Consider the following 11,410-nt stretch of genomic DNA (forward strand, 5'->3'; position numbering starts at 1 on the left):
ACAGTACCGTGATACGGCGCGACGGGCAATACTTCGTCGGCTGGCGAAAACCCTCATTCGGCTACCTACGTGACGCGAGGATTGCGCCAGCGTCGCCTTGAAGCGCGTCGCGCTGGGACGATTCACGCGACGCGCTTCAAGTCTTTGTTTTGTGCATGTCGTCTTCTCAAAACCGGGGCCACTTTTGAGCGACATGAATTCAGGCGGCCACCTGGCCCTCGACGGCATGGACCAGCGCGTCGGGATCGAGCGGCTTGGTGACAAAGCCGCTGGCGCCATGGGCGAGCACGGTGTGGCGGGTCTTTTCCTGGCTGTCGGCCGAAAGCACCATGATCGGAACCGGCGGCACAGCCATTTCCTCCTCGTGGCGGCGGATGGCGGCGATCGCGTCCAGCCCGTCCATGACCGGCATGTGCAAATCCATCAGCACCACATCGAAGCGATTTTTCAGCCCGGCTTCGGTCACCGCCTCGACCGCGGCCTTGCCATTGCCGACCACTTTCACGCGATGTCCCGCCTTCAAAAGCGTGGCGCGGGCAAGCATGGCGTTGATGTCGTTGTCTTCGGCGATCAGCACCGACAAACCTTGCTGGCGCCCGCCATGGGCACGAAGCGAGGACGCGCCGGTCTTTTCCGGCTTGGGCGGCGGCAAGGCAGGGGCATGACTGGTCAGCAGCACGCGCAGCAGGGTTTCGCCGCGCACCGGCCTCGCCAAGAAGGTGGCGTAGCCGCTGGTGCGGAATTCGCCAAGCATGCCGCGGTCGGTCGGCGCGATCAGCGTGATCGCCTCGCAATCGGCAAAGCCACTCTGGCGCAGGCGCTTGAGCAGTCTGCCGTCGCCGTCCTCCAGGGCCGCGTCGATCAACAGCACATCGCAATGTTCGGCGAAGGGCGTCGCCTGGGAAGCGGTTGCGGCGACGTCGACGGCGCCGCCATGGGCGCGGATGGTGCGGGCGATGGCGTCCGCCTCGACGGCGTTCTTCGACACGATCACGGCGCGCCGGCCGGCCAGGATGTTCTGCCGGTTCTGCGGTGCTTCGGTTGCTCCTGCGGCCGGGATCTCGAAGACGAATTCCGATCCCTCGCCAAGCCGGCTCGACACCGAAATGGCACCGCCCATGGCGGCGACCAGGCGCCTCGATATGGCCAGACCGAGGCCGGCGCCCCCATGGGTGCGGGTCGAGGTGCCGTCGGACTGTTCGAACTCCTCGAAGATGCGCTCCATATCCTCTTCGCGCAGGCCAGGGCCGGTGTCGGCGACGGTGAAGCAGATGCGGTCGCTGGTCTCGGTGCGGGCCCGTGCAACCGAAACCAGCACGCCGCCGGTGTCGGTGAACTTGATCGCATTGCCGATCAGGTTGAGCAGCACCTGCCTGACTCTTCCCGGATCGGCCATGATCATCTGTGGCACGTCGGGCTCGACATGACAGCCGAGGCCGATGTTCTTGGCGAAGGCTTTCGCCGCCATCAGTTCGATGATGTTGTCGGCAATTTCACGCAACGATGTCGGCTGCGGTTCCGGGTCGAAGCGGCCGGCCTCGATCTTGGAATAGTCGAGCAGGTCTTCGATGAGCGCCAAAAGCGCGCTGGCCGAGGTCGAGACGGCGCCGACATAGGTGCGCTGCTCGGGCGACAGATTGGTGTCGGCCAGTAGCTTGGCCATGCCCATGATGCCGTTCATCGGCGTGCGGATCTCATGGCTGACGGTGGCGAGGAAGCGCGACTTGGCCTGGCTGGCATATTCGGCGCGCTCGCGCGCGGTGATCAACGAGGATTCGGCGCGCTTGCGGGCGGTGATGTCACGGGCAATCGCCCGGTGCGAGACGGCGCCGCTATCCTTGTCGCGCACCGACAGTTCGATCCACGAGAACCAGCGCGGACCGTTCGGCGTGCGGATGGAGACGTCGGTGGAACTCAGGCATTCGTGATCCGAAAAGGCGGCGTCGGGAACGATACCGACATCGATGCCGAGGTCGGCCAGAGTCCTGCCGGCAAGGTCGCGCTGATCGGTTCCGACGAGGCCGGCGAAAACCATGTTGGCATAGACGATGTGGCCGTCGCGGTCGCGGTGGACGACGAGATCGCCGAGCGCATCGATCAGCCCGCGAAAACGCTCCTCGCTCTCCTGCATCTCCCACATGCGGTCGGCCAGCGTCTCGATCTCGGCGCGGCTGCGCGCGGCGGTTTCGTCGAGCAAGGCCGTCGCGCGGTGGACGGTGCGGCGGTTGCGCAGGTGCATGGCGACGCCGGCAACGCCTGTCGCCAGCAGGCCGAGGGTGATGAAGATCGGCGCACCGGTGAGGTGGGAGAGGCCCGGCAGCACGACACTGGCGACCACCGTCAGGAACGGCAGGCCCTCGGACGTGGGGCGCGGCAAATCCGGCGCCAGCGGCGGCGCGGCAACATGCTGCCGCTTGGGCGTCGCCGGGTTCGGCCCGTCGATGCTTTCGGCGCGGCTCTTCTCTTTCCTGGCGGACTCCGCGATCATGCGGAACTCCTTGCCAGATAGAGATTATGGAAAAGCGCGGCGGATCGTTCGAATTTTAGCGGTCATGCATTTTTGCCGCCCGTTCTGGCGGCTTCGGGGCCTCACATATCCACGACCATGCGCCCCCTGATCTTGCCCTCGACGATGTCGTGGGCGGCGGCGATGATGTCGTCGAAGCCGATGGTCGTCGACAGGCCGGCGAGCTTTTGCAGATCGAGATCGCTGCCGATGCGGCGCCAGGCTTCGAGGCGCACGGCCTTGGGCGCCATCACCGAATCGATGCCGAGCAGCGAGACGCCGCGCAGGATGAACGGGGCGACGCTCGACGGCAGATCCATGCCACCCGCCAGGCCGCAGGCGGCGACCGCGCCGCCATAGGCGGTCATCGACAGCACATTGGCCAGCGTGTGGCTGCCGACGGCATCGATGCCGCCGGCCCAGCGCTCCTTGGCCAGCGGCTTGGCCGGCTGGGAGAGTTCCTCGCGCGAAATCACTTCGGCGGCACCGAGGTCGATCAGATAGGAGCTTTCGGCGTTGCGGCCGGTCGAGGCGATGACGTGATAGCCAAGGCTGGACAGGATCGAGACCGCGACCGACCCAACGCCGCCGGCTGCACCCGTCACCACCACCGGGCCGCGATCCGGCAGGATGCCGTGCCGCTCCAGCGCCATGACGCTGAGCATGGCCGTATAGCCGGCGGTGCCGACCGCCATCGCATCGTGCGCGCTGATGCCGTCGGGCAACGGCACCAGCCAGTCGCCGTTGACGCGCGCGCGCCCGGCATAGGCGCCGAAATGCGTCTCGCCGACGCCCCAGCCATTGAGGATGACCTTGTCGCCCTTGCGCCAGTCGGCATGCGATGAGGAGAGGACGGTTCCGGCGAAATCGATGCCCGGCACCAGCGGCCAGCGGCGGATCACTGGCGCTTTCCCAGTGATGGCCAGCCCGTCCTTGTAGTTGACCGTCGTCGCCTCGACCGCGACAGTTACGTCGCCTTCCATCAGATCGGCTTCGCTGAAATCGACGATCTCGACCGATTGCTTCTTTTCGGCGTCGCGCGAAACGAGGATGGCTTTGAAGGTTTCAGGCATCTCTTCTCCTCGGCTTCGCAAAGGCTGGCGGTCGGCATTGGCTGGCTCTGGCCGAACTGTGCGGCGACCGTCCGGCGAGGTCAATTGGTCAAAAGAGTCGGGCCGTCAGGCTTCTGGGCCTTGCGGCTTGGCCTCGCGCCGCCAGCCGATGAACTCGTCGAAGACGACCAGCGCCGCGCCGACCGAAATGAAGGCATCGGCAAGGTTGAAGACGGCGAAGGACCATACCGGCGTGTGGAACAATATATAGTCGATGACGTGGCCGTAGACGGCGCGGTCGATCAGATTGCCGATCGCGCCGCCGATGATCAGGGCAAAGCCGATGCGGGCCAGCACATGGCCGGCGGGCGTGCGCGTCGCCAGATAAAGCACGAAGGCAACGACCACGACCGCGATGACGACCAGGCCGGTGTCGCCGAAGGACGAGAACATCGAGAAGGCGATGCCGGTATTGTAGGTGCGAAACAGCGCCAGGAATGGCACCAGGTCGAGCTTTTCCTGGAAGACGAGGCCGGTCTCGATCAGATGCTTTATCCACTGGTCGAGCGCGATTGCCACCACCACCAGCAGCGCATAGGGAGACCATGATTTCACGATGTGGCGTCCTCGGGGGCAAGTTTCAGCGCGCCGCGCCGGATCTCGAACAGCATGATTCCGGTGGCGACCGCCAAATTGAGCGAATCGGCGCGGCCGGCCTGCGGAATCCGCAGCAGCCGGTCGCAGCTTTCCGCCAGATTGTCGGGCAGGCCCTGCTGCTCATTGCCCATCATCAAGAGCACCGGTCCTCGGGAGAAATCGACCGAGCGGTAGTCGACCGCACCCTTCAGATGGGTGCCGACCACCAGGCCCGAGAAGCTGTTTCGCCAAGCCAGAAATGCTTCCGGCGTCGCCTTGGTCACCGGCACGGCGAAGATCGAGCCCATGGTGGCGCGCACGGTCTCGACAGAAAAAGGATCGGTAGTCTCGCCGACCAGGATGACGCCCTTGGCGCCGACGGCATCGACGGTGCGGATGACGGTGCCGAGATTGCCGGGATCGCGCACCCGGTCGAGCGCCACCCAGACGTCGCCGTCGTGAGCGCGGATGTCTCTTAGCGGCAGCAGTTTTTGCCGGAAGACGCCGACCACCATTTGCGGATTGTCACGGCGGGTGATGGCGACCAGCACTTTTTCGGACACTTCGAGCACGGTGCCGCCGGCGGCAACCGTGCGCGCCGCCACCTTTTCGACCGCCGCATTGCCGCGTCCGGCCTTGGCGAAGACCAGCGTCCTGATCGACCAGCCGAGGTCGAGGGCGTCGATGACCAGCTTCAGCCCTTCGGCCATGAAGGCGTTCTGCTGGTCGCGGAATTTCTTCTGGGCGAGCGCCTTGATGTCCTTGATCAGCGGATTGGCAAGGCTGGTGACTTCCTTGACCTGCCCGGGCGCGCCGGCGTGCCGCTCATTCATTCGGGACTCCCGGGCATTCAGGTCTCCGGGGCATTCAGGCTACCCAGCGCGAAAACAGCGATGTCGACAGCGCCCGCCCGGCGGACTGCTCGCGGATGATCAGTTCGCCTGATTCAACCGTGCCGCCCATGCCGGCAAAAGTGTCGCGCATCAAGGCATGGATGGCGAAGAAGGAGGCGCGGATGGAATAGGCGGTCAGCACCACGGTGAGCGGTTTCGGCGTCAGGATCGCGCGGCAAAGATCGGTCAGGCCGGGCAGGTCCTCGAACAACTGCCAGACCTCGCCCTTGGGGCCGCGGCCATAGGCGGGCGGGTCGAACAGGATGATGTCGTAGCGGCTGCCGCGGCGCTCTTCGCGCTCGGCGAATTTCACTGCATCGTCAACGATCCAGCGGATCGGCTTGCTGCCGAGACCAGCCATTTCCTGGTTTTCGCGCGCCCAGCCGACCGCCTTCTTGGAGGCATCGACATGGGTGACCTCGGCGCCGGCGCGGGCGGCTACGAGAGACGCGAGCCCGGTATAGCCGAACAGGTTCAGCACCTTGACCGGGCGCTTGGCCGCCGCGATCAGGCTGGCCATATGGTCCCAGTGCGAAGCCTGCTCGGGGAAGACGCCGACATGGCGAAACGAGGTGAAGCGGCCGAGATAGTCGATGCCGTCATGCTTCATCGGCCAGGTCTCGCCCAGCGGTACCTTCGGGAACCGCCAGCGGCCGATGCCTTCCTCGTCGGTGTCGCCGGTGAAGATGGCGTCGGCGCGGTCCCAGTCCCTGGCCGGTAAGGCCTTTTGCCAGATCGCCTGTCCCTCGGGCCGCACGATGCGGTAGGGGCCGTATTGTTCGAGCTTTTCGCCGGCGCCGCTGTCGAGCAGTGCATAATCCTGATTGGGCGCCACTTCGAGGATCACCGGCAGGCGCTCAGTGGGCAGGATGCCTTCGCGACGCGCCAGGATACGGGGGGCGGGCTTCGGATCAGACCGGTCGTCCGGTTTTGTTTCGTGGCGTGGCTGTCTGGCTTCGGGTCGGACTGGTACGGTCTCCGGCTGCGGCCGCGCATGTTCGGTCCTGCCCTTTGCGGGCGGACGGTTGTCGCGGCGTTTGTCGCGAAAAGACTTCAAGCAGGAGCGTCTCCGGAGGCGGCAGGCCGCTTTTGGCATAGGGTCACCGGCTGCGCAAACAAAATGGTCCAGCGTCGAATGTCTGAGGTGGTGGACCTCGCTGAGGAAACAGGCAAATCTCGAATCATGTCCCGTTCCGAACGCCTGCTCGACCTGATCCAGATCCTGCGCCGGCATCGCCGGCCGGTGAGCGGTCGCACGCTTGCCGGCGAGATGGACGTTTCGATCCGAACGCTCTACCGCGACATTGCCACGCTGCAGGGGCAAGGCGCGCCGATCGAGGGCGAGGCTGGGCTGGGCTATGTGCTGAAACCCGGCTTCATGCTGCCGCCACTGATGTTCACCGACGAGGAGATCGAGGCCATCGTTCTGGGATCGCGTTGGGTTGCCAGACAACCGGACAAGCGGCTGTCGGCCGCCGCCACCGACGCGCTGGCCAAGATCGCCGCTGTGCTGCCGGATGATCTGCGCGAGGACCTCGATGCGACCGCGCTTTTGGTCGGGCCGCACGGCGATGCTGTCGAAAGCATCGACCTTGGCCTGGTGCGCCAGGCGATCCGCAACGAGAGAAAACTCGGCTTTCTTTACCGCGATGCCGGCGGCGCCGCCTCCGAGCGCTTGATCTGGCCATTCGCGCTCGGCTTTTTCGACAAGGTGCGGGTGGTGGTGGCCTGGTGCGAGACGCGGCAGGATTTCAGACATTTTCGCGCCGACCGGATGTCGGGGCTCAACACCACGTATATCCGCTATCCGCGTCGTCGGCAGGCGCTGCTGAAGGAATGGCGCGCGACGCTGGACGCACCGAAGCGCCAGCCTGGCGCTTAATGCTCCTTTCCACGCGCCCACAAGACGCTGCTGCCAGAATCTGACAGTGGGGTCACCTATGCTCCTCCAATCGAAACCCTGGAGAGCAGACATGAACACCCCCAATTTCGTCATCCTTTATGTCGACAGCCCGGAGCGGAGCGGCGCCTTCTACGGTGCGCTGCTGGGACGCCAGCCGGTGGAGACGTCGCCGACCTTCGTGCTGTTCGTGCTCGACAATGGCTTCAAGCTCGGCCTGTGGTCGCGCCACACGGTGGAGCCGTCGGCCGCGGCCGCGGGCGGCGGTGCGGAGCTCGTCTTCGCGTTGGACCGGCCTGATGCGGTGGACGCCGCCTACACGGACTGGGCAGGACGCGGCTTGACCGTTCTGCAGACGCCGACCGACATGGACTTCGGCCGCACCTTCGTTGCGCTCGATCCCGACAAGCACCGGCTGCGCGTCTACTGGCTGAACGACGGAGAACAGGCCAATGGGGAACAGGCCAATGGAGAACAGAAGTGAGTGCGCACTGGATCGCGGTCGCTTCCGCCGAACATGTCCGGCGCGGCCGCGAGGCCGGCTTCATGCAGGTCAACCACGGCAAGGCGGCACCCTTGCGCCGCATCAAGCCCGGCGACGGCATCATCTACTACTCGCCGACCACAATTCTGCGCGAGAAGGACGGCCTGCAGGCCTTCACGGCAATCGGCACCGTGCGCGAAGGCGAGCCTTACCAGGGCGACATGGGCGGTGGCTTCACGCCGTTCCGCAGGGATGTCGAATGGGCCAAGGCCGAGGAGGCGCCGATCAAGCCGCTGCTCGAGCAGCTCGACTTCACCGCGGGCAAATCGAACTGGGGTTATCAACTGCGCTTTGGCCTGTTCGAAATTACGGCGCATGATTTCGCGCTGATCGCCGAGGCGATGGGCGCTGCCATGAAGGCAGGCTGAAGCATCCAGCCGCCGGATCGGCAAGGCACCGTGACAAGGCTGCTGACACCAAGTTGTCAGCAGCCTTGTGCGACAAGCGATTGTCTTCAGATAGCGTCGCGCTTGCCCCAGGAGAATAAGATGGACTTCGTCTCGATCCGCATCATTACCGATCAGATCAAGCCCTTGGTGGCATTCTACGACACGATCACCGGGCTTACCGCAACCTGGTTCACAGACGATTTCGCCGAACTGGCAACGCCGTCCTGCACACTGGCGATCGGCAGCACCCGCACGCTGGCCCTGTTCGGAACTGATGTGGCGCAGCCGGCCGCCAATCGCTCAGCGATCATCGAGTTTCGCGTCGCCGATGTTGATGCTGAGTACAGCAGGCTGGCGAAAATTATCGGCGATTTCGTACAGACGCCGACGACGATGCCATGGGGTAACCGGTCGCTGCTGCTGCGCGATCCCGATGGCAATCTGGTGAACTTCTTCACCCCGGTCAGCGCGGAAGCGATCAGGAAGTTCGATCGCAGAACCGGCGCAGACGCTACTGCTTGAGCGCGTTGTAGACGGCAATGCCGGCGGCAAGGTCCTCAAGCGCGGCGCCGACCGACTTGAACAGCGTGACCTCAGTGGGGCTCTGCCGGCCCTGTTTTTCCCCGCGCGCCAGCTCATGCAAATCGGCGACGATGGCTTCCGGCTTCAGCACGCCGGAGGCGAGCGGCTGGACGATGTCGCCGGCTTCCTTGGTGGCGCCGGCGCGGGTGTCGACATAGACGCGGGCGCGCGCGATCGCGTCGTCGTCGCTCTCGCGCATGGTCGGCGTGAAGCCGCCGACCAGATCGACATGCGCGCCCGGCTTGAGCAGCGCACCCTTGACCAGCGGCGTCGTCGTGATCGTCGCCGATGAGACGATGTCGGCCTCGGCGAGTTCGGCGTCGAGATCGCTTGCGGCCTCGGCGTTGAAACCGTCCGCGCGCAAATCAGCCGCGACCTTTTCGGCATTGGCGGGCGTGCGGTTCCATATGCGGATGGTCTTGATCGGCCGCACCGCGGAGTGCGCCTTGGCGAGGAACGGCGACAGCGCGCCGGCGCCGACCACCAGAAGCCGCGATGCGTCCTCGCAGGCGAGATAGGAGGCCGCCACCGCCGAGGCGCAAGCGGTGCGCCACTGTGTCAGCCGTTGGCCGTCGATCAGCGCTTCGGGCTCGCCGGTGGCGCCGTTGAGCAGGAGGTAGAGCCCCATTACCGCCGGTTTGCCGATGGCGTTGTTGTCGGGCGATACGGTGACGATCTTGACGCCGATATGACCCCCGACCGACGTGCCGGCCGCATGGAAGTCGGTCCACGCCGGCATCAAAAGCAGCGTGGATGTGGCACCGTCGGGCCGCTCGACCCCGTGATGATGGCGGACGGGTTGCACAGCACCCTCGCGGAAGGCCGCGCGCAATGTCTCGACCAGCCCGGGAAAGGTCAGCGCCTGGTCGACAGCGTCGGCCGAAATGGTCAGCATGCAAAACTCCGCGAAGATAAAAGCGCCGGCTTCAGGCCGTTGGCTTCGGCAGCGCCGGCCCGGCGGCCGGGCCCTGCTGCACGGCGGGTATACGGCTGACCGCCTGACGCAGATTCTCGGCCTCGACCCCGCGCTGGCGCGCCAGCTTGCGGTAGCGGCCCTGCTTGACCCATGTCGCCAGGCTGCCGACGACCATGCCGATGGCGAGCGCCACGAACAGGAAGATGAACAGCGGCAAGGTCAGCGTCAGTTTCGGATTGCCGGGGTTGAACGGGTCGAGCGTGAAGGCGACCAGCTCGCGGTTGGCGACGGCCAGCGCAATCAGGATGACGGCGAGCGGCACGAAGACCACGATAAGTATGAAGCGGTTCAACATAGAAATTCCCTGGAGAAGGCAGGCCTTGATAAGGTCGGCGCGTGGTCCGCGCCTACTTGCCGCCATTCAGCCTTTCACGCAATTCCTTTCCGGTCTTGAAGAACGGCACCCACTTCTCCTCGACCTCGACGGATTCGCCGGTGCGCGGGTTGCGGCCGGTGCGGGCAGGGCGATTCTTCACCGAAAAAGCGCCGAAGCCGCGCAACTCGACCCGATTGCCTTCCGCTAGGGCATCGGTGATCTCGTCGAAGATCGCTCCCACGATGTTTTCGACGTCGCGCAGGAAAAGATGCGGGTTGCGCGTGGCAATGATCTGCACAAGCTCGGATTTGATCATCAGAAAGGTCCCCGTGAAAGCGCTGCGGTCAAATTATCAGGATGATTTTATTTGCTTTTTTACTCGCCCCAACCGGCAGATCAAGGGTGCCAGACGGAAACGAGACCGTCAAGAAACAAGCGATCCGCGCCAATTTCGTGAAGCACGTCGCTGCCGGCCTCCGACAGGCCGAGCGCGCTGCCGACGCTGCGCGCTATTGCTTTCGAGAACAGGAAGCCGCCACGCCGCTCGGTGTCCTTCCATTCCACCACCTTGAGCTTGGCGTCGACACCCTTGGTCGCCAGCCAGTCGATCGCCACGCTCTCGCCGCCGACAGCGTCGATCAGACCGTTGGCAAGGCCCTGGCGGCCGGTGAAGATCGAGCCGTCGGCAAGGGCCAGTGCCTGATCGCGGGTCATTTTGCGGCGCTCGGCGACGATGCCGACGAACCAGTCATAGCTGTCGAGGATGAGCTTGCGGACCATGGCTCGCTCGTCTTCATTGGTCGGCTTGAAGGGCGAGGGCGATGCCTTCAGCGGCGAGGATTTCACTTCCTCGAGCTTGATGCCGACCTTGTCCATCAGACCGCTGACATCGGGATACTGGATGAGCACACCGATCGAGCCGACGATCGACGTCTTGCGGGCAACGATATGGTCGCTGGCACTGGCGATCATGTAGCCGGCCGATGCGGCCAGCGTGCCGACCTCGGCCACCACCGGCTTGTCGGCGGCAAGCTTGCGCACCTCCTCGTAGATCGATTCGCCGCCGACCGTGGTGCCTCCGGGCGAATCGATCGCCAGGATGACGCCCTTGACCTGCGGGGATGTGCGGATGGTTTCCAGCCGCTTGATCAGTTCCTCGTCCTCGGTGATGGTGCCTTCGATCCTGACCTTGGCGATGTGGTCGACGGAAGAACCGCCGAGGTCGCCCCCATAGAACCAGCTTGCAAGCGCAATCACCCCAAGGGCCACGATGGCAATGGCGGCGCCGCGCCAGAAGGTCAGCTTGCGCCGCAAGCGGCGGCGGTCGATCAGGTCGTCGGCTCTCAGTGCCATGGTCTGCCTCACAGTCGGTGGGAAGCGATGCTTTTAAAGCAAGCGTCCGCGCCCGGCTACCTCTTCGTCAAGAGCCTGCGACGAAGCGACCTTCACGACGGAGGCATTTCAGGAAAAAATGACGCGGCGCGTTCGTTTCTGCTATGAAGTGACGAAATTGTGTCGCCTGAGTTCCGTCTGTAAAACAGCGGCCGTCACATTTTTGCGGTTTTCCTCCGCTTGTGCTTGCTTGCGGGGGCCGGCAACCCACCTATAGCAGGTGT

General features: G+C 64.7%; 13 protein-coding genes. 4 read left to right on the forward strand and 9 right to left on the reverse strand.

Annotated elements, in window-relative coordinates:
* Positions 1-199: 199 nt before the first annotated feature.
* The 5 genes from NL532_RS08250 to NL532_RS08270 form a co-directional block, all read right to left on the reverse strand.
* Positions 200-2,488, reverse strand: coding sequence for a response regulator (locus tag NL532_RS08250; protein ID WP_023828330.1), 2,289 nt, complete (start codon positions 2,486-2,488; stop codon positions 200-202).
* A 101-nt stretch (positions 2,489-2,589) separates the two neighbouring features.
* Entirely contained in the window at positions 2,590-3,579 is a 990-nt protein-coding gene (acuI, locus tag NL532_RS08255; protein WP_023669761.1) for an acrylyl-CoA reductase (NADPH), read from the reverse strand.
* 105 nt (positions 3,580-3,684) lie between these two features.
* Complete coding sequence (lspA, locus tag NL532_RS08260; protein ID WP_023817163.1) at positions 3,685-4,173, reverse strand: signal peptidase II; 489 nt, start codon at positions 4,171-4,173, stop codon at positions 3,685-3,687.
* The gene (locus tag NL532_RS08265; RefSeq protein WP_023683061.1) at positions 4,170-5,027 is read right to left on the reverse strand and encodes a TrmH family RNA methyltransferase; all 858 of its coding nucleotides are present in this window, start codon (positions 5,025-5,027) and stop codon (positions 4,170-4,172) included. The genes lspA and NL532_RS08265 overlap by 4 nt, the downstream gene beginning before the upstream one ends.
* A gap of 34 nt (positions 5,028-5,061) precedes the next feature.
* Complete coding sequence (locus NL532_RS08270; protein WP_023683062.1) at positions 5,062-6,144, reverse strand: RsmD family RNA methyltransferase; 1,083 nt, start codon at positions 6,142-6,144, stop codon at positions 5,062-5,064.
* Between the two features lie 126 nt (positions 6,145-6,270).
* Here NL532_RS08270 and NL532_RS08275 point away from each other — a divergent pair, with 126 nt between their 5' ends.
* From NL532_RS08275 to NL532_RS08290, 4 genes are all read left to right on the forward strand, one after another.
* A complete protein-coding gene (locus NL532_RS08275) occupies positions 6,271-6,969 on the forward strand; it encodes a helix-turn-helix transcriptional regulator (protein ID WP_023683063.1) in 699 nt (232 codons plus the stop codon).
* A gap of 91 nt (positions 6,970-7,060) precedes the next feature.
* Positions 7,061-7,471, forward strand: a complete 411-nt coding sequence (locus NL532_RS08280; RefSeq protein WP_023683064.1) for a VOC family protein — start codon at positions 7,061-7,063, stop codon at positions 7,469-7,471.
* Positions 7,468-7,899, forward strand: a complete 432-nt coding sequence (locus tag NL532_RS08285) for an EVE domain-containing protein (protein WP_023714121.1) — start codon at positions 7,468-7,470, stop codon at positions 7,897-7,899. The genes NL532_RS08280 and NL532_RS08285 overlap by 4 nt, the downstream gene beginning before the upstream one ends.
* Before the next feature lie 120 nt (positions 7,900-8,019).
* Positions 8,020-8,442, forward strand: coding sequence for a VOC family protein (locus NL532_RS08290; protein WP_023714120.1), 423 nt, complete (start codon positions 8,020-8,022; stop codon positions 8,440-8,442).
* Here the strand turns inward: NL532_RS08290 and lhpI are convergent.
* The 4 genes from lhpI to sppA form a co-directional block, all read right to left on the reverse strand.
* On the reverse strand, positions 8,432-9,397 hold the full coding sequence (gene lhpI, locus NL532_RS08295) for a bifunctional Delta(1)-pyrroline-2-carboxylate/Delta(1)-piperideine-2-carboxylate reductase (protein WP_023714119.1): 966 nt from the start codon (positions 9,395-9,397) through the stop codon (positions 8,432-8,434). The two genes, NL532_RS08290 and lhpI, sit on opposite strands and share 11 nt — an antisense overlap.
* Positions 9,398-9,428: 31 nt before the next feature.
* On the reverse strand, positions 9,429-9,773 hold the full coding sequence (locus NL532_RS08300) for a lipopolysaccharide assembly protein LapA domain-containing protein (protein WP_023714118.1): 345 nt from the start codon (positions 9,771-9,773) through the stop codon (positions 9,429-9,431).
* A 52-nt stretch (positions 9,774-9,825) separates the two neighbouring features.
* On the reverse strand, positions 9,826-10,110 hold the full coding sequence (locus tag NL532_RS08305; protein WP_006200394.1) for an integration host factor subunit beta: 285 nt from the start codon (positions 10,108-10,110) through the stop codon (positions 9,826-9,828).
* A gap of 80 nt (positions 10,111-10,190) precedes the next feature.
* A complete protein-coding gene (gene sppA / locus NL532_RS08310; protein WP_023686570.1) occupies positions 10,191-11,147 on the reverse strand; it encodes a signal peptide peptidase SppA in 957 nt (318 codons plus the stop codon).
* Between the last annotated feature and the right edge of the window lie 263 nt (positions 11,148-11,410).

Source organism: Mesorhizobium sp. C120A (genome assembly GCF_030323105.1).
Lineage (GTDB): Bacteria > Pseudomonadota > Alphaproteobacteria > Rhizobiales > Rhizobiaceae > Mesorhizobium.